Origin of the sequence: Mycobacterium sp., assembly GCF_039583785.1 — a bacterium.
GTDB lineage: Bacteria > Actinomycetota > Actinomycetes > Mycobacteriales > Mycobacteriaceae > Mycobacterium.
The window spans coordinates 1-18,392 of record NZ_JAVKSG010000011.1 but is presented as its reverse complement, the minus strand read 5'-3'; the positions used below and the strand labels follow the sequence as shown (position 1 = coordinate 18,392).

General features: G+C 65.0%; 16 protein-coding genes and 2 pseudogenes. 6 read left to right on the top strand and 12 right to left on the bottom strand.

Annotation, left to right across the window (positions count from 1 at the left end; translation table 11 throughout):
* Positions 1-87: 87 nt before the first annotated feature.
* Positions 88-1,203, bottom strand: coding sequence for a sulfotransferase (locus tag ABDV69_RS06340; RefSeq protein WP_343572656.1), 1,116 nt, complete (start codon positions 1,201-1,203; stop codon positions 88-90).
* Positions 1,204-2,265: a 3-oxoacyl-[acyl-carrier-protein] synthase III C-terminal domain-containing protein gene (locus ABDV69_RS06335; RefSeq protein ID WP_343572654.1), complete on the bottom strand. Its 1,062-nt coding sequence runs from the start codon at positions 2,263-2,265 to the stop codon at positions 1,204-1,206. It abuts the gene before it with no gap.
* Positions 2,266-2,645: 380 nt separating this feature from the next.
* Here ABDV69_RS06335 and ABDV69_RS06330 point away from each other — a divergent pair, with 380 nt between their 5' ends.
* Positions 2,646-3,530, top strand: coding sequence for a neutral zinc metallopeptidase (locus ABDV69_RS06330; protein WP_343572653.1), 885 nt, complete (start codon positions 2,646-2,648; stop codon positions 3,528-3,530).
* A 98-nt stretch (positions 3,531-3,628) separates the two neighbouring features.
* Here ABDV69_RS06330 and ABDV69_RS06325 read toward each other — a convergent pair.
* Positions 3,629-4,053 (bottom strand): annotated as a pseudogene (locus ABDV69_RS06325) (radical SAM protein); the annotation flags it as partial.
* Between the two features lie 127 nt (positions 4,054-4,180).
* Here ABDV69_RS06325 and ABDV69_RS06320 point away from each other — a divergent pair.
* Together ABDV69_RS06320 and ABDV69_RS06315 are read left to right on the top strand one after the other, a co-directional pair.
* Positions 4,181-5,200 (top strand): hypothetical protein, encoded by a 1,020-nt coding sequence (locus tag ABDV69_RS06320; RefSeq protein WP_343572651.1) that lies wholly within the window; start codon positions 4,181-4,183, stop codon positions 5,198-5,200.
* 86 nt (positions 5,201-5,286) lie between these two features.
* Positions 5,287-5,418, top strand: a complete 132-nt coding sequence (locus ABDV69_RS06315) for a hypothetical protein (RefSeq protein WP_343572650.1) — start codon at positions 5,287-5,289, stop codon at positions 5,416-5,418.
* Positions 5,419-5,436: 18 nt separating this feature from the next.
* Here ABDV69_RS06315 and ABDV69_RS06310 read toward each other — a convergent pair whose 3' ends face one another.
* The 4 genes from ABDV69_RS06310 to ABDV69_RS06295 all read right to left on the bottom strand — a co-directional run bounded on the left by ABDV69_RS06310 (position 5,437) and on the right by ABDV69_RS06295 (position 7,700).
* A complete protein-coding gene (locus ABDV69_RS06310) occupies positions 5,437-5,721 on the bottom strand; it encodes a WXG100 family type VII secretion target (RefSeq protein ID WP_343571996.1) in 285 nt (94 codons plus the stop codon).
* Between the two features lie 20 nt (positions 5,722-5,741).
* Complete coding sequence (locus ABDV69_RS06305; RefSeq protein WP_343571997.1) at positions 5,742-6,038, bottom strand: WXG100 family type VII secretion target; 297 nt, start codon at positions 6,036-6,038, stop codon at positions 5,742-5,744.
* A gap of 81 nt (positions 6,039-6,119) precedes the next feature.
* Positions 6,120-7,385: a PPE family protein gene (locus ABDV69_RS06300; protein ID WP_343572648.1), complete on the bottom strand. Its 1,266-nt coding sequence runs from the start codon at positions 7,383-7,385 to the stop codon at positions 6,120-6,122.
* 15 nt (positions 7,386-7,400) lie between these two features.
* Positions 7,401-7,700: a PE family protein gene (locus tag ABDV69_RS06295; protein ID WP_343572646.1), complete on the bottom strand. Its 300-nt coding sequence runs from the start codon at positions 7,698-7,700 to the stop codon at positions 7,401-7,403.
* Between the two features lie 957 nt (positions 7,701-8,657).
* Between ABDV69_RS06295 and ABDV69_RS06290 the strand changes: the two genes are divergently transcribed.
* Positions 8,658-10,265, top strand: coding sequence for a metallophosphoesterase family protein (locus tag ABDV69_RS06290; protein WP_343572644.1), 1,608 nt, complete (start codon positions 8,658-8,660; stop codon positions 10,263-10,265).
* On the opposite strand, the gene hisS is transcribed toward ABDV69_RS06290, so the two are convergent.
* Both hisS and ABDV69_RS06280 read right to left on the bottom strand, forming a co-directional pair.
* Positions 10,258-11,517 (bottom strand): histidine--tRNA ligase, encoded by a 1,260-nt coding sequence (gene hisS, locus ABDV69_RS06285; RefSeq protein WP_343572642.1) that lies wholly within the window; start codon positions 11,515-11,517, stop codon positions 10,258-10,260. The genes ABDV69_RS06290 and hisS overlap by 8 nt on opposite strands.
* The gene (locus ABDV69_RS06280) at positions 11,514-12,176 is read right to left on the bottom strand and encodes an MBL fold metallo-hydrolase (protein ID WP_343572721.1); all 663 of its coding nucleotides are present in this window, start codon (positions 12,174-12,176) and stop codon (positions 11,514-11,516) included. The genes hisS and ABDV69_RS06280 overlap by 4 nt, the downstream gene beginning before the upstream one ends.
* 108 nt (positions 12,177-12,284) lie before the next feature.
* Here ABDV69_RS06280 and ABDV69_RS06275 point away from each other — a divergent pair, with 108 nt between their 5' ends.
* Positions 12,285-13,142: a peptidylprolyl isomerase gene (locus ABDV69_RS06275; protein ID WP_343572640.1), complete on the top strand. Its 858-nt coding sequence runs from the start codon at positions 12,285-12,287 to the stop codon at positions 13,140-13,142.
* Entirely contained in the window at positions 13,142-13,945 is an 804-nt protein-coding gene (locus ABDV69_RS06270) for a peptidylprolyl isomerase (protein WP_343572639.1), read from the top strand. The genes ABDV69_RS06275 and ABDV69_RS06270 overlap by 1 nt, the downstream gene beginning before the upstream one ends.
* A 60-nt stretch (positions 13,946-14,005) precedes the next feature.
* On the opposite strand, the gene ABDV69_RS06265 is transcribed toward ABDV69_RS06270, so the two are convergent.
* The 3 genes and pseudogenes from ABDV69_RS06265 to ABDV69_RS06255 form a co-directional block, all read right to left on the bottom strand.
* On the bottom strand, positions 14,006-16,366 hold the full coding sequence (locus ABDV69_RS06265; RefSeq protein WP_343572637.1) for a RelA/SpoT family protein: 2,361 nt from the start codon (positions 16,364-16,366) through the stop codon (positions 14,006-14,008).
* A gap of 170 nt (positions 16,367-16,536) precedes the next feature.
* Positions 16,537-16,788 (bottom strand): annotated as a pseudogene (locus ABDV69_RS06260) (hypothetical protein); the annotation flags it as partial.
* Between the two features lie 11 nt (positions 16,789-16,799).
* Positions 16,800-18,128 carry an ATP-binding protein gene (locus ABDV69_RS06255; RefSeq protein WP_343572635.1) on the bottom strand — a complete coding sequence of 443 codons (1,329 nt, stop codon included), beginning with the start codon at positions 18,126-18,128 and terminating at the stop codon, positions 16,800-16,802.
* Between the last annotated feature and the right edge of the window lie 264 nt (positions 18,129-18,392).

Genomic DNA, 18,392 nt, shown 5'->3' with positions numbered 1-18,392 from the left:
ACCGTCAGATTTGTGCAACGAATGCTTACCCATGGCTTCTCAACTTTCAGAGGGGGGTTCGATTTGCGCGCGACGACGCAGAGACCATCATCCGGCCGCCTCGGAGAGCCCGAATGCTTCGTAGACGAACCCGAGGTCTGCCCGGATCCGTTCGGGGGTCAGGCCGAACTGCGCGGGCGAATGTCCATGCGTGCTGGTGTAATTGCGCTGCCGCTCGGCTTGCGCGCGCACCTCTTCGACGAATTCCTCCGACGGCTTGATCTCGACGAAGTCGAGGATCCGCGCCATGGTCGGTTCGAGGTCGTTGATCAGATCCTGGTAGCGCACGATGCACAGGTTGCGCTCCGGGATCCGGCCCGCTGCATGAGCGTCGTAAAAACAGCGCAGCATGTCACAGGAAGCCCGGTAGAGATTCTCCACCCACCTGTGCTGGTCTTCTTTCGCGGTGCGGTTCCACACGTCATAGCCGTTCTCGAGCACGCTGGCCAGCAACGACATTCCCGACGGGATGACCTCGACCGGGTCGCGGATGACGTAGACGAGCCTGCAGTCCGGGTAACGCCGCAACACCGCATCGAGGCGCATCGTCAGCATGCTGGTCTTGGCCAGCACCCGGCTGGCGCCCTTGAGCGTCAGGTTGCGGCGCCAGCAGGCCTCGTAGTAGCCGAAGAAACGCTCTTCCTCAGCCGGCGTCACGCCATCGATCGCGAATTCGCGCCGCGACAGCTCACTTCCCCACGTGTCTTGCCAGGCAAGGAAGTACGCCCACGCGAACGGGCCGTCCATGGTCCGGAAGAACCACGCCACATCGTCGGTCTCGATGCCCCGCAGGCTGGTGTCATGCACGTCAGACGGGTGATACCGAGCCGGTGAGAGCTTGTCCAACCTGGGCACGATGCCGCCGAGCAGTTTGCGCGCGGTGATCGCGGGAAACAGCATCTCCCACAACTCGAGGGCGGCCATGTCACCGGCGCCCAGCAGCAGCCTGTGCAAAAACGTCGTGCCACTACGTGGGTTACCGATGATGAAAATGGGCCGGTCGATCACCTGCTTGCGATGACCCGGATAGAACACCTGGTCTAGGCCGAGCGTGGTTGCCGAAATCAGTTGGCGCACTTGCAAAAGCAGGAACGCGCCCAGAGGCCGGAACCACAACCCGAACGTTTGGCCGATCACCTTGTAGACACGCAGATAACGCCCCATCTAGCGCTCCCACACGGCCGAAGCGCAGGCGATCGTGAACCCGGACGCAGCGCTGACGATCACGAGCTTGTCGCCGTGGTTGATGGTGCCGTGCTTCAGGCGGTGGTTGAGCGCGACCGCCCACGAGGTGCTGGCGGTATTCCCGTAGATCGAGTGGGTGTGTACGCATGCTTCGGGCCGCGCGCCGATTCCGTCGAAGACACGCTCCAGGATCGCCTGACTGGGCTGGTGGAAGACGTAGTGGTCGACATCTTGGGGTGCCCAACCGGCGTCCGCGAGCAGCCGCTGGACCTCCCCGGGCACATGAACCGCGAGCGCGAAAATCTCTTTCGAGCGGGACATGAAGGGCCCGTCGACCGGTGCCGAACACAGGTCGTAGTGCTCGGCCAGCGTCTTGTGCCGGAAGCCCAGCAGTCGCGCACCACCCGCTGCCAGCGACTCGCGTGTGATCAGGAATGCCGCAGCGGCATTGCCCAGGGTGAGGCCGGCGGCGTAGTTCGCGACATCGTCGAGCGTCTGGATGTCGTAGCTGACGCGGTCGCGCCACAATTCACCGGCGCACACCAGTGCGGTCTTGATCTCGGGATGCAGCGCGAAGTAACCGGCGACCACGTGGATGGCCTCGACCAGCCCGGCGCAGGCGCAGGTCACGTCGAACGCATGAAGTGGCGTCGCCCCGAGGCGCCCGGCGACCTCGGCGGCGGTCGCAGGCTCGAAGTTCTCCCGGGCAATTCCCCCGTAAACCAAAAGATCGACCTCGGACGCCTCGACGCCGTTCTCGAAGAGGCAGGTGGTCGCCGCGCGCGACGCGAACTCGCCGGGCGAGAGCGTCTGGTCCGGGTCGACGTAACGGACCTTGGTGTTACAGCGGCCCAACACGTACTGAATGCCCTGCATGATCGAATCCCATTCAGATTCATTCCCGCGGAAGGATTCTCGTACGCGCGCCAACACCGCCTCGTTGTCGAGAGCGGCATCGGGAATAACGACCGCAGGCCTGGACAAGTACATGCACGGCAGGTTCATGCGGACGTCACCGCCGCCGGATGAACCGACAGACACTCGCTGGAACCTCGAGACACGAAAACCCCCTCTGAACGCCGCGGGACAGCGACTTCTCCTAGCTAGCTAGTCCGTGAAACTACCGTGTCGAACCCGCCCTAGCCAGCGAAGTCTAACTAACCGGATCAAGATAGTTGATAACACAATCAATACGGACCTGTCTGCGCAGCCTCGATCGGATGTCGCGGCAGCAGGTCGACCCCATAAGTCAATCCGTGCGCGAGGGTCGGCGACGCCGCCTTCGGCAACGCCCCGAAGACCACCGAGCGTCGAGTGCGCGATAGCGGGAACTTCGGCAACCGCGGGCACGCCTGAATCGTAGTGTGCAAAGCTGCTATCGCCGGGCCAGCCACCTGCCGTAAACCGCGACGGAGAATGCGATGACCTTCAACGAGGGCATGCAGATCGACACCAGTACGACGGCGTCATCCGGAGGCGGCGGAGGGCGGCGAATCGCCATCGGCGGCGGACTGGGCGGGTTGTTGTTCATCGTGGTCGCGCTGCTGCTCGGGGTTGACCCTGGCAAAGTGGCCACCCAGCTGCCCGCGCCGAGCGCCAGCCAGAACGTGGCCCCGGGATTCGACCTGAGCAAGTGCAAAACCGGAGCCGATGCCAACCAGTACGTGCAGTGCCGGGTAGTCGCCACCGGCAACTCGGTCGATGCAGTGTGGAAGCAGCTGATGCGCGGTTACACGCGCCCGCGGGTCCGGTTGTTCAGCGGTCAGGTCAACACCGGCTGTGGCGCGGCCACCACCGAGGTAGGACCGTTCTACTGCCCGGTCGATCAGACCGCCTACTTCGATACCGGCTTTTTCGACGTGCTGCGCACCCAATTCGGTTCAAGTGGTGGGCCATTGGCGCAGGAGTACGTGGTTGCCCATGAGTTCGGGCACCACGTGCAGGATCTGCAGGGCTCGCTCGGCCGTGCCCAGCAAGGCGCGCAGGGCGCCAACGGCAACGGCGTGCGCACCGAGTTGCAGGCCGACTGCTACGCCGGCGTATGGGCCCACTACGCCTCCACGACCAAGCAGGAAAGCACCGGTGTTCCGTTCCTGAAACCGCTGAGCGACAAGGATATCGCCGACGCGCTGTCGGCTGCGTCATCGGTCGGCGACGACCGCATCCAGAAGGCCGCCACCGGACGGATCAATCCTGAGTCGTGGACACACGGCTCCTCGGAGCAGCGTCAGCACTGGTTCACCGTCGGCTATCAGACCGGCGACCCCACTCAGTGCGACACCTACCACGCACCCGACCTGAACTAGCTCAGCACAGCCTCGGCTGAACGGTTTCGGCACGGCGCCGGGGCGGCACCGGCTCGACCCGGTGCGACGTGCCACCAACCCGCGCCTGGCGATCAGCTGGGCGTACCCGGCCCCAGCTGCTTGTGCAGTTCAGGGTCGGCGACGGCGAGCGACACCGCGACCCCAACGGGCACCTGCGCTGCGGCGTCGACGATCAGTGGTAAGTCCCGCCGCTTGGTGAGGATCGACAGTGGCGTGCCCGATTCTGCGAGCGCGCCGATGATGCCCGGCATCAACGCGTAGCGGCCTTCCGCACGTTGGTAGGGGTCGGTGTCGTTGCCGCAGTTCAATTCCAGATGCGAGCAACTACGATAGCCGTTGACGGCGCACTGGAGCGGTAACGCGGTGGCGTGCGGAACCTTGTTCAGCGCCGACCTGCACAACCCTCGAACTGCGGCGTGCGGACGCTCCGGACGAAGCCGATTGCGCTCCAATCCGGGCAGCGCGACTTCGTCCGCCCGGGGCTTTGGCCGTCCCATCGCACAAGTTTATTCGAACTTTTGTTCGATCCGATGTCAACCCCGTGCGCTGCGCAAACAAACTGCGGTCACGGCTGCGGCTCATCAGCAATACGGCTGCGGTGAGCGGGTTGTCATTTAAGCTGGAGCATCGTGACGTCTGATACTGACGACCCAAAAGACAACAAAAATCTTAAATGGGCCATGGGTGGGGTGGCCGCCGTTGCCGTTCTGGCAACGATCGTCGCAGCCGTATTGCTATTCGGCGGGGGTTCCGGGGGGCCGAACGGCGAGTCCGACAACGGGCAGGCTCAGGAGACCGCGGCCGTGGCCAGCGCGAAGGACACCGGGCCGGTGACGGTGATCACCGACGATCCCACGTGTACGGCGTGGGCGTCGATCAACAACGAATTGGCCAACAGCGGCCAGGGATTGTGGAATGACCGCGACCGGTCGATTCCGGCGTCGGCGTGGAACCCGAAGCAGCGTGCACAGTTCATCGCGGCCGCGCAGTCGATGCGCGGTGCCGCAGCGCAAACCGTCGGACTGGTCAAGCTGACGCCGCATCGCGTCATGCGCGAGCTCTATCAGCAGTTCATCGCGTACGCGCGCGCCTACTCCGAGCGGATTCAGAGATATGTGCCCGCAGACAACAACCTGGCCGGCGCGGCGAACAGCGCCTCCTCGACGCTGGACTCGATCTGCGCCGCCATCCGCGACGGTTCGGCCGCGGCACGGGGCCCAATGGTGTCGGCGTCCCCGCCGCCGTCCGACATTGCCCCGGTGGGCAACCTGGCCAACCCGCAGCCATTCCTCACCGCGGAAAACAATGTCTGCCCGGAATGGAGATCGGCGGTGGCTCGCTTCGGTCAACAAACTGCCCAGTGGCAGCAATTGGATCCCAACATTCCGTCGATCTACTGGAACAAAGAGCAGAAGGCGGTCAACTACGCAGCGGGACCGGTGATGAACTCGTTCGCCGGCAAACTGGAACAGCTTGGCCGGCAAAGCGATAACGCCGTCTGGCAGGACCTGGCCAACCTGTCGGCCCAGTACCGTCGCGCGTTTGTCACCGCACTGCCGACCTACACCCCGACCGACAACCACCTGGCCAACGCGGCGAATTTCGCGTCGCTAATAGTTCTCGGGGGTTGCGCAGCGGTCGCCGAGTAGGCACCGGCCCGGGGCCCACTCAACCGATTGCTCTCAGCACAGCGCGAACAGATCGACCACCCGCCGTTGGCGTTGCCATCCCGGCGGTGACGATGTCCTTGGCTGATTCCCGCGAACGCGAGTTCGGCGCCGCGCGGGGTGATGAGAACCTGGTGGCGCAAGAAGATATGCCACCGAAAGAAAACACACCGGGCATCGCCATGCCCGGTGTGTTTTGACCCGCGAAGGGTAAAGCGTCAGGCCCAGCTCGACCCGACGGCGGAGTCGGTCGACGACATGTTGTTGCCGGCCGACTGCACCTTCTGGCCGTGGCTGTTGGCCTGCTCGTAGATGACCTGGAAGTTGCGGCCCAACTGGGTGATGAACTCCTGGCAGGCCACCGAACCCGAGCCACCCCAGAAGTCACCGGCAGCCAGCACATCGCGCACGATGGCCTGGTGTTCGGCCTCCAATGAAGCAGCTTGGGCGCGAATCAGCGCGCCGTGGGAATCGACATCACCGAACTGGTAGCTGATCGACATGAGTGTTCTCCTTGATAAGGCTAGCTGGACAGGATCTGCTGGGAGGCCTGCTCTTGCGCCTCGTAGTTGTTGGCGTCACGGATCAACCCGTCACGCACCCCGTGCAGCATGTTCACGATGTTGCGGAACGCGGTGTTCATCTGCCCCATGGTGTCGTGGGAGGTCATCTGAGCGGTACCGCTCCAGCCCGCACCGGCAATGTTCTGGCTCGATGCCCACATCTTGCGGGCCTCGTCTTCCACGGTCTGGGCGTGGGTGTCAAAACGGCCCGCCATAGAACGCATCTCGTGCGGGTCGGTCATAAAACGGGTAGGCATATTTCTCTCCTCAGCTCGCTGTCATGTCTTGGGTTAGTGCATGGGTTAACGCATCCTTGCGCAAAGGCATCCCCCCGGTTCTCATCCGCCAGCCGGCGTGCGAGTCTCAACTTTCACGGACGCCGTCTTGGCGGCCTGAGTGCCCATGCCGCGCCCGTTCAGGGCACCCATGAGTGCTTGGGTGTAGGGACTGGTCGGCATGCCCGCGGACGCTACCGGCGACGCAACGCTGTTGGCCGGCAACACGGGTGCGGCACGCACCATCTCCGGAGCCGACTGGGCCCATCCGTTCGGCACCGACAGGCCGCTGAGGCGTCCAGCCCCGGCCAGTTGAGCGGAAATCTGCGATCCGAATCCGCGCATCTGGCCGGAAATGCTGGCCAGCACAGCTTTCATCTTGCCATCGACGAGCGTCTGGACGTCGGCGAGCAAGGCCTGCTGACCCGCCTGCAGCGCCTGGCTGGCGCTCATCGAATTGCTTAGGCTGATCAGCATTCTCGCGGGCATGCTGGCGAGCATGGCACCGTAGTAGGTGACCTGCACCGGAACAATCGCGCCGTACGCGCTAGTGGCCGCATTGGTCACGGCGCCCGCCGTGCCGGCGCCCGCCGTGGTGGCGGCGGCGGAGTGAGCGGTCGACGTCGCGCCAGTCAAGTTGGTCGCAGCCGACGTCAGCGCCGACGTCAGGCTGTTGACATAGGTGCCCGTCGTGCCGTTGCCGCTCAACAGCCCCTGCAACGCAGTGGTCAAGTTGTTCACCGTGCTGCTGATGGAATTCTCGATGGACTGCACGGCCGCGGCCAGATCCGACGACAACCCACCGTCGCTGGCCGAAGGCGCCGGGGTCTGCTGGGGCAACACGACAGCCTGCTGGGAGGCCGTCGCGTAGCCATCCATCGTCAGGCCGTCCTGGAACCACATCTCCATGTAGTGCGCCTCGGTGGCCGCGATCGCCGGGGTGTTCTGCCCCAGGAAGTTGGTGGCGACCAGCGCCGCCAGCAGCGCACGGTTGGCGGCGATCACCGCCGGTGGCACCGTGGCGGTGAACGCGCCCTCGTAGGCCGCAGCGGCAAACCGGGCCTGAGCTGAGGTCTGCGCGGCCTGGCCCGCGGTAGCCGCCAGCCAGTCCACGTAGGGCGCCGTCGCCGCTGCCATCCGCGCCGACGTGGGGCCCAACCACGTCGCACCGGTCAGTTCCGCAAGCACCGACTGATACGAGGTGGCGGTCGCCTCGAGATCGGCCGCCAACTCGTCCCATGCCGAAGCCGCCGCCATCAGCGGCCCAGAGCCCGCACCGCTATACATCAAGCCGGAGTTGATCTCCGGCGGGAACATCATGAAACTCATCGACCCAGGCCCCCCTTAGCCGGCAGCAGCCGCATTCGCCGCTTCGGTCAGCGCGTACGCCCCCGCCCCGGAACGCAACGCGGATACTACTTGCTCATGCACTGCCGCCGCTTGGGCGGCAATCTGCTGATACGCGGCACCGTGCTTACCGAACTGCGCTGCGGTCATGAGAGAGACAATATCCGAAGCAGCGGGAGCCAGACCGGTAGTTGGCGTCGCCGCCGTAGCGTTTCGCGTTGCCATCGCATCGCCGAGACCGGCAAGACTGCTCGCAGCACCGGACAGATCCTCCGGCTGCGTAGTTACGAACGACACCGATCCCCCTTCAGACAGGAGTCAAACCCCAAGCCGCCGCCGGATGTGCTCATACAATTAGCCAATCGCGAAGAAGACATGTTTCAGGTCTGACAGATACAAAAGCTTAAATCACAAAACAGCGTCCTGTGCTGAGAAAAACCAAAGAGATATTGCACCGACAACGATATTTTTGGGCCGCTCATACAGGAAGCTCCCAGGGACGGCGGGGAGCGCACGAAAACAACCCTCGCCCAGACCGGCTGTCGGGCGTGCGTCAGTAGCCGGGCCCACGCACACTCGCCGCAGACGTGCGTGGACCAGCACGCCAGGCGCAGATCACCGATTCGGGCGCCAGCGGCAAAGAACACCGCCCCGCATCAGCTAACCGGCGACAGCGTCATACTTGCCGTAAATGCGTTGATGTCAGAGCAGTTGGCCCGCACCCGCCCCGCCAATCGGTCGACGTGAGCCGCGGTCGTCGGACTCGGCCAGACAACACGACCGGCCCACCCCGGCCAGCTGGGATCACGCCTCCACTCGGCTGGCGGCGGAGCCGGCGAACGACCGCCGGGCGCCCGCGACACGCCGCGTCAGGGGAAAGCTCGTCGACCATTGTGCGGACGTCGATTATTGCGAGCTGATCGCGCAGTTATTGGCCGCGCCGATAGACATCATGATCGGAATCTCGCACTCATCACGAAACTGAGAAAATACTTAATCGGATCGGTTTTGACGGCATACACGCGCCGCCGACCGCCGCTGCGGTGGCGGACCGCGGGGCCGGATGTTGTGCTCCGTCGACGCGCGAGCTGCTGTGCTCCGACCGGACGCCTCGACAACGCGAGGTACGACGTGCCACGTTCGGCAGGGAATTGGACGACAGCGAGCGGCAGCCGCCGACTACGAGGTCACGGTCCCGCTGCGGTCCGGCCAGCGTTCACCGGCCTTCGGCGCCGTGGCAGGTATGAAAGAGGCATGGTCGAAGATCCGCAACCGGGCGAAGTCGCCAGGCCGGCGCCGGGCATCAGCCGCCGAACCCTGCTGACGACCGGCGCGACGACGACACTCATCGGCGCCGGGCTCGGCGCCGGCGCCGGCGCACTGTTCGGACCGGCCCGGCGCGGGCCCAGTCTGTGGAGCCGTCCCAGCCGGAGCGGGGCCCAGCCGGTGGGCGGCCTGCATCTGCAATTCGGCCGGGACGCTGCCAGCGAAGTCGTCGTGTCATGGCACACCACCGATCCGGTGAGCAACCCCCGCGTCATGGCGGGCACGTCGACCGGGGGCTTCGGCCGCACCGTGCCCGCCGAGACCCGGACCTACCGGGACGCGAAATCCAGCACCGAAGTCCGGGTGCACCACGCAAAACTCGACAATCTCGCACCCGATACCGACTACGTGTATGCCGCGGTGCACGACGGTACCGACCCCGAGCTGGGAACCGTGCGCACCGCGCCGTCGGGGCGGAGTCCATTGCGCTTCACCAGCTTTGGCGACCAGGCGACGCCGACACTGGGCCGACTGAAGAATGACAGCTACCGCAGCGACAACTTGGGATCCCCGGCGGCCGGGGACATCACCACCGCGATCGAGCGCATCGGCCCGCTGTTCAACCTGGTCAACGGCGACCTGTGCTACGCGAACCTGGCCAATGACCGGATTCGCACCTGGTCGGACTGGTTCGACAACAACACCCGCTCCGCGCGGTATCGGCCATGGATGCCGGCCGCCGGCAACCATGAGAACGAACGGGGCAATGGCCCGATCGGTTACGCGGCGTACCAGACCTACTTCACCCTGCCCGACACGGCTTCGGACCCCGAGTTGCGCGGGCTGTGGTACTCGTTTACCGCCGGCTCGGTGCGGATCATCAGCCTCAACAACGACGACATCTGTTTTCAGGACGGCGGTAATTCTTACGTCCGCGGCTATTCTGGTGGTGCGCAAAAGCGTTGGCTGGAAAACGAACTCGCGAACGCGCGAGCCGACACACGCGTCGACTGGGTGATCGTCTGCATGCACCAGACCGCGGTGTCCACGGCCGATCACACCAACGGCGCCGACCTGGGTATCCGCCAGGACTGGCTGCCACTGTTCGACCGCTACCAAGTCGATCTGGTGGTGTGCGGCCACGAGCATCATTACGAACGCTCCCACCCACTTCGCGGGGCTCAAGACACCGAGACCCGAACGCCGATTCCGGTACAAGACCACGGCGACGTGATCGACACGTCGAAAGGAACCGTGCACCTGGTCATCGGCGGCGGCGGAACATCCGCACCGTCGAATGGTCTGTTCTTCCCGCAGCCGCGATGCCGTGTGGTGACTGGTCTCAGCGACTCCCGGGACGCCATCGGGCGCAAAGTCCCGATTTACGTGATCGAGGAAGCGCCGTGGTCGGCGTTTCGCGACAGCCAAAACCCCTACGGCTTCGTCGCTTTCGACGTCGACCCCGGATCACCGGGCGGCAACACCTCGATCAAGGCCACCCACTACGCGGTCAACGGACCCTACGGGGCCATCAGCGTGGTCGAACAGTTCACGCTCACTCGGCCTCGCGGCGACTCGCGCGGCGTGATCAGGTGAGCCGTGAAAGCACCTCGGCGACAACGGAATCAGTCGCCACATCGATCTGATCACCCGTCGAGAGATCCTTGACACCAATGGTGCCGGCCTCGATGTCGCGGTCGCCGGCAACCAGCGCCAACCGCGCACCGGACCGGTCGGCCGCGCGCATTGCCCCCTTGAGGCCGCGATCGCCGTAGGCAAGGTCCACCCGGACGCCCGCCGCACGCAGTTGGCCAGCCAGCATCGCAAGTCGAAGCTTGGCCTGCTCGCCCAACGGTGCCCCGAACACGTCGCAGCGCGCGGTCGGTCCGATCTCCTTACCTTCGGCCCGCAATGCCAACAACGCCCGGTCGACCCCGAGCCCGAACCCGATGCCGGACAGGTCCTGTCCGCCGAGCTGGCGCATCAACCCGTCGTAACGCCCGCCACCACCGATACCCGACTGAGCACCCAATCCAGAGTGCACGAATTCGAAGGTGGTCTTGGTGTAGTAGTCAAGCCCGCGAACCATCCTCGGATTGATGACGTACGGCACGCCCAGCCCGTCGAGATGCGCCAGCACGGTCTCGAAGTGCCGCTTGGCCGCATCGGACAGATGGTCCAGCATCACCGGGGCGTCCGCCGTCATCGCCTTGACCTCGGGACGCTTGTCATCAAGCACCCGCAGCGGATTGATCTCGGCGCGCTTGCGGGTTTCCTCATCAAGATCGAGGTGAAAGAGAAAGTCCTGCAACAACTCCCGATATTGCGGTCGGCAGGTGTCATCACCCAGCGAGGTGATTTCCAACCGGAATCCATCAAGACCGAGGGAGCGGAAACCCGCGTCGGCGACGGCGATCACCTCGGCGTCCAGCGCGGGGTCGTCGACGCCGATGGCCTCGACACCGACCTGCTGCAACTGACGGTAGCGGCCCGCCTGGGGCCGCTCGTAACGGAAGAACTGGCCCGCATAACACAGCTTGACCGGCAGCGCGCCGCGATCCAGACCGTGCTCGATCACCGCGCGCACCACCCCGGCGGTGCCTTCCGGCCGCAGCGTCACCGAGCGGTCGCCGCGGTCGGCGAAGGTGTACATCTCCTTCGAGACCACGTCGGTGGACTCCCCCACCCCGCGGGCGAACAACGCGGTGTCCTCGAAGATCGGCAGCTCGATATCGCTATACCCGGCCCGACGGGCCGCGTCCAGTAGCGCCGATCGGACCGCGACGAACCGCGTCGAGTCCGGCGGGACGTAATCCGGAACGCCCTTGGGCGCAGTGAATTGGCTCACCGGCTCAGCCCTTCGATGAAGGGGTTGTACCGCCGCTCGTCGCCAATGGTGGTGGAGTTGCCGTGCCCGGGCAGCACCACCGTCTTGTCGTCGAGCACCAGCAGCTTGTCGACGATCGAGCGCAGCAGATCACGCCCGCTGCCACCGAACAGGTCGGTGCGGCCCACCGATCGCTGGAACAGCGTGTCGCCGGTGAAAACCAGATCTTTCTCGCCGGCAACACGGAATACCACCGATCCGCGGGTGTGGCCGGGCGTGTGGTCGACGGTGACGCTGATCCCGGCCAGATCGATTTTGTCACCGTCGCGTTCCAGTTCGATCACCTGCTTGGGCTCCCGGAAGATCGCGGCGAGCAGAAGTTGACCGATCTTGGGTCCGAAGTCCTTGATCGGGTCGGTCAGCATGAACCGGTCTTCGGGATGGATGTAGGTCGGGCAGCCGAATGTGTCGGACACCTTCTGAGCAGACCAGATGTGGTCGATATGGCCGTGGGTGAGCAGCACCGCCGCCGGGGTCAGCCGATTCTCGTCCAGAATTCGCCGTAGCTGACCCATGGCACGCTGGCCTGGGTCGACAACGACGGCGTCGGCTCCGGGGTGCGGCGCCAGCACGTAGCAATTGCACTGCAGCAACCCGGCGGGAAATCCGGTGATCAACACGTCGTCCAGTTTCCCATCCAGGCGATAGCGGACGGGTCGCGCCACCCTGATCGAGGGTGAACTGGCACACTCGTCGCAGACCCAGCCGCGATCATGGAGGGACCAGCGGTGCCGAGCAACGAACAACGAAGAGCGTCAGCCAAGCGCAAATTGGAGCGGCAACTCGAACGCCGCGCCCAGCAAGCCCGTCGTCGTCGAACCCTGGCTATCGTCGGAGGATCGGTAGCGGCAGTGGTCGTGGTGGCCGCCATCGTGGCGACCGTCGTGCTGACCAATCACGACGACCAGAAGGCGGCGGCCGGCTCCCAGACCTCGTCCGGCTCTGCGCCCAACGCAGCGGGCCCGTCGTTGCCGGCCTTCAAGCCTAACGACAGCATCGGCGCCAACTGCCAGTACCCGCCCGCGCCGGGCGAGCCGGCCAAACCGGCGAAGCCGCCCCGGAGCGGCAAGGTGCCCACCGATCCGGCACAGGTCAGCGTCAGCATGGTCACCAACCAGGGGCCCATCGGACTGCTGCTGGCAAACAACGAATCACCCTGCACCGTAAACAGTTTCGCGAGTCTTGCGCAGCAAAAGTTCTTCGACGGCACCAAGTGCCACCGTCTCACCTTGTCGATTTTGCAGTGCGGTGACCCAAGCGCCAATGGCACCGGCGGCCCGGGCTACAAGTTTGCCGACGAATATCCGGTCGACCAATACCAGGCGGGCGACCCGGCGGCCCACGAGCCGGTGACATACCCGCGGGGCACGTTGGCGATGGCCAACAGCGGGCCGAACACCAACGGCAGCCAGTTCTTCATGGTGTACAAAGACACGCCGTTGCCGCCCGCCTACACCGTTTTCGGCAAGATCCAGCAGGACGGGCTGGCCACCCTGGACAAGATCGCCAAGGGTGGCATCGCCGGTGGCGGCGAAGACGGGCCGCCGGCTGACGAGGTCATCATCAAATCGGTGCAGTTGGACTGATGACGATGAAACTCACCCGCACTGCAGCCGCCCTGGGCATCGTCGCCGTCGCCGTGACGCAGGCATCATGTACCCACCACAAGTCCGGTGCGACCGGTGCCGCCGCCTCGGCGAGCACTGCGGCAGCCCCCACCTCCACATTGCCGCCGGTCGCGCCGGTGACCGGGCCCAAGCTGCCGCCGTTCTTCCCGTCGCCCGCCGTGGGGGCTAATTGCCAGTACCCGCGGACCGCCGGGCCGACCGGCAAACAGGCAGCCCCGCCGCCGTCGGGCAAGGCTTCGACGGTCCCGGCGCAGATCGGGCTGACGATCGTCACCGATCGCGGCCGGATCCCTCTGCAGCTCGCCAACAACGAATCGCCCTGCACAGTCAGCAGTTTCGTGAACCTTGCTCAGCAGGGCTACTTCGACAACACCGAATGCCACCGGCTGACCACGGCCCGCGCGTTGTCGGTGTTGCAGTGCGGAGACCCCAACGGCGACGGAACCGGTGGACCCGGCTACCAATTCGTCAACGAATTCCCGACAGTTCAATATCCGCCCGGCGAACCGGCACTAAAGGTGCCCGTCGTATATCCCAGGGGCACACTGGCAATGGCCAATGCTGGACCGGGTACCAACGGCAGCCAGTTCTTCATGGTCTACCGCGATTCGCTGTTGCCGCCCACTTATACGATCTTTGGCACGGTCAGCGAAGCCGGGCTGGCGGTGATCGACAAGATCGCGTCGGGCGGCGTCGCGGGCGGTGGTGACGACGGCAAGCCCGTCAACGAAGTCACCATCACCTCAGCGCGTCGGGACTGACCTCTCGACATAGGCATGGGCTACGCGCCGGATGCCAGCCGAGTCCGGCGAGGTCACCCGTCAGGCCGCCGACGTGATCCGGTAGACGTCGTACACACCTTCGACGTTGCGGACCACGTCGAGCAGATGACCCAGGTGCTTGGGGTCGCCCATCTCGAAAGTGAATCGGCTGATCGCCACTCGATCACCGGCGGAGGTGGTCACCGAGGCCGACAGGATGTTGACCCGCTCGTCGGCCAGCACGCGGGTGACGTCCGAGAGCAGTCGGTGCCGGTCGAGCGCTTCGACCTGAATGGCCACCAGGAACACCGATGACGGTGACGGCGCCCAGTGCACCTCGATGATGCGCTCGGACTGCTGCTGCAACGACGTCGCATTGGTGCAGTCGGTGCGGTGCACGCTGACTCCCCCACCGCGGGTGACGAATCCGAGGATCTCATCGCCGGGCACCGGGGTGCAGCACTTGGCCAGCTTGCTCAGCACACCCGGCGCGCCGGGCACCGCGACGCCGACGTCGTCGCTGCGCGGGCGGCGCGGGATCGTCGTGAGGGTGGAACGGTCGGCGAGATCTTCTTCGGCCTGGTCTATGCCGCCGAGTTCGACCAGCAGTCGTTGCACCACATGCTTGGCCGAGATGTGGCCCTCGCCCACCGCGGTGTAGAGCGCCGACACGTCGGCGTAGTGCAGTTCATTGGCCACCGCCGCCATGGATCCGCCGTTGACCAAGCGCTGCAACGGAAGTCCGCCGCGGCGAACCTCGCGGGTGATCGCTTCTTTGCCGGTTTCGATTGCTTCTTCACGTCGCTCTTTGGCGAACCACTGCCGGATCTTGGCCTTGGCCCGTGGCGAGACGACGAACTGCTGCCAGTCGCGCGACGGCCCGGCGGTCGCCGCTTTCGAGGTGAAAACCTCGACCACTTCCCCGTTGTCCAGCTTGCGTTCCAGCGCGACCAGCCGGCCGTTGACGCGGGCACCGATGCAGCGGTGCCCGACTTCGGTGTGCACGGCGTAGGCGAAGTCCACCGGGGTGGATCCGGTGGGCAGCGTGATCACATCACCCTTCGGGGTGAAGACGAAGATCTCCTGCACCGCAAGGTCGTAACGTAGCGATTCGAGGAACTCGCCGGGGTCGGCGGCTTCCCGCTGCCAGTCGAGCAGTTGGCGCATCCAGGCCATGTCGTCGATTTCGGCGGCGGCGTTGGAATGCGGAACCCCGTTGCGGCCCTTGGTTTCCTTGTAGCGCCAGTGCGCGGCGATACCGTATTCCGCGGTCCGGTGCATGTCGCGGGTGCGGATCTGAATCTCCAGCGGCTTGCCCTCGGGTCCGACGACGGTGGTGTGCAGCGACTGGTACACGCTGTAGCGGGGTTGGGCGATGTAGTCCTTGAACCGTCCCGCCATCGGCTGCCACAGCGAATGCACCACGCCGACAGCGGCATAGCAGTCCCGGACCTCATCGCACAGAATGCGGACGCCGACCAAGTCGTGGATGTCGTCGAAGTCGCGGCCCTTGACGATCATCTTCTGATAGATCGACCAGTAGTGCTTGGGCCGTCCCTCGACCATCGCGTTGATCTTCGACCGGTTGAGCGTGGCGATGATCTCGGCGCGGACCTTGGCCAGGTAGGTGTCCCGCGACGGCGCCCGGCCGGCGACCAGTCGCACGATCTCCTCGTACTTCTTGGGATGCAGGATGGCGAAGGACAGGTCCTCCAACTCCCACTTGACCGTCGCCATCCCGAGCCGATGTGCCAGCGGGGCAATGACTTCCAACGTTTCACGGGCCTTGCGGGCCTGCTTTTCCGGGGGCAGGAAGCGCATGGTCCGCATATTGTGCAGCCGGTCGGCCACCTTGATCACCAGCACCCGCGGATCGCGTGCCATCGCGGTGATCATCTTGCGGATCGTCTCGCCCTCCGCGGCGCTGCCCAGCACCACCCGGTCCAGCTTGGTCACCCCGTCGACCAGATGACCGACCTCGTCACCGAAGTCCGCGGACAGTGCCTCCAGGCTGTAGCCGGTGTCTTCGACGGTGTCGTGCAACAGGGCCGCCACCAGCGTGGTGGTGTCCATGCCCAACTCGGCGAGGATGTTGGCCACTGCCAGCGGGTGGGTGATGTACGGGTCGCCCGAATGGCGCAGCTGGCTGGCGTGCCGGCTCTCGGCCACCTCGTAGGCGCGCTGCAACAACGATAGGTCGGCTTTCGGGTAGATCTCCCGGTGCACCGCGACCAGCGGTTCGAGCACCGGGCTGATCGCGCTGCGCTGGGCGGTCATTCGTCGCGCCAGCCGGGCGCGGACCCGGCGCGAGGCGCTACTCGACGTCTTGAGACTCGTCGAGGGCTCGGGCATCGCCGGAACCTCGGCGACCTGCAGCGGCTCGGTGGGCGGCTGCACCGCCGTACCCGTGTCGTCCGCCACGTTGGTCACCTCCGAAGCTCAAGGATATAGCGGCTGACGCCGGGTTGGCCCGTTACTCCCCGTGCCTCCATGAACACGCCGCTCAAGCTGATCGCCGAACACGGCTGCGGGAAAACCACCACCGTGCGCACCGTCAGGGTTTCAAACCCCGGGCCCGCTGATTAACCAGGTTAGTTGTTTGTCGGTGGTGGTTGGGGTTGGAAGGGGTCGTACCACCACCAGTCGGCCCGCTCGCCGGTGGGTCCCGGGCAGGGTGCCGCCGTGGGCGGGGGTTGTGTGGGTGGGCGCGCCAGCGATCCCGGTCTCAGTACTCGGCCGTCCTGGTCGGTGACGGTGAGCGCGTCTGCGGGTCCGGTGATGGTGATGACGCCGCGGTGGTGCAGCCGATGGTGATACGGGCAGACCAGCACCAGGTTGCTGACAAGTCGGGTGTCTACCGGCCAGGACCCGTTTCCTGTCGGCAACCCACGTTCACATGTGAGCGAGGCCCCAGCCCCCCATACCCCTGGGTGGACCAGAGGACGTCGATGGGGACGGCTGCGAGCCGGTTACCCAAAGGTTGGGCTTGCGGACCGGTGTGGAGGATGAGGCCGCCGGCGAAGCGTGCGCCGACTCTGTCGCGGAGTCGGGTGATCCAGCGGGTGTCCTTGCCGCGGAGGGTTGCCGCCGACTTGATCTCGATCGCGGCGATGAGGCCGTCTGCGGTTTCCAGTATCAGGTCTACCTCGGCGCCGTCTCGATCGCGGTAGTGGAACAGTCGAGGGGTCTGTTGTGACCATCCGAGTTGTCGCCGGAGCTCTGAGATCACCAAAGTTTCGATGATGGCCCCTGCCGCGTCCGGGTTGGCATTCGGCCCGGCTCCAGTAGGTGAGACATTGACGAGGCGAGCGGCCAGTCCAGAGTCGAGGAGCAGGGCTTTCGGTCGATCAACGACCCGCTTCGAAAGGTTGGTCGACCATGCGGGTACGCGGTCGATGAGATACAGGGTCTCGAGGAGATCGAGGTAGGGCGGCAGGGTGCGCACGGGGATCTCGGCGTCAGCAGCCAGGGAACTCAGGTTGAGCTCGGATGCGCTGCGTGCGGCCAGCAGTCGGATGAGCCGCGGCAGGTCGGCGATGCGTTGGAGATTGGAGACGTCGGCTGCATCGCGTTTGACGATACGGTCGACGTAGTTATCCAGCCATGCATTTCGGCGTCTGGTTGACGGTCGGTTGACAGCCTCGGGGTAGCTGCCGGTACAGGCGCGGGTGAGATAGTCATGACGGGTCAGATCGCTTTCGTGACCAAGAAAGAGATCGCCCGCGAACAGCCGGTCGATGAAGGTCTCAGTAACTCCGGCGAGTTCGCCTTGGCTAAATCCGAAGAGCTCAAGGCTCTCAGCCCTGCCGGCGAGGCTGTCCTCGGTCGCTGGGAGTTGCAAGAGATTGGCGGATCCGGTGAGCAAATACTGGCCTGACCGTTGGTCGGCGTCAACGGTGGCCTTGAGCGCAAGGACCAGTTCTGGGACCCGTTGCACTTCGTCGATCGTGAGTAGTCCATCGGGGAACTGGCGAACGAAACTATGAGGATCTGTGGCCGCTGCCGTTCGGGTCACGTCATCGTCGAGCGTGACTAATCGCCCGCCGCGGTGGCGTGTGATCTCGGCTGCCAGGGTGGACTTGCCGACCTGGCGCGCGCCCTGAACGACAACAATCCGTGTGTCGGCCAGTGCCTCTTCAACCCTGGGACGCAGGTTTCGAGCGACACGGGACGGCACATTCACCTCGACAACATACCCAGAGTTCGCCGATTCGCGGAGATGAAATCGCCGATCCGCGGAGATTAGTTCGCCGATCCGCGGAATCTAGCCGAGGCCGGTGCCGTCGCAGCCGGGCGCAGGACTGGAATCGCCGGCAGGCCCACTAGTACCGGCTGACTCACATGTCGCGAACATCACCTCATGTCCTCGACAATGCTTTCACCAGTCGTTTTGCCGATCGGACGCAACTGAAACGGCAGAGTTACCTGACATCGCTGACAAGTTGGG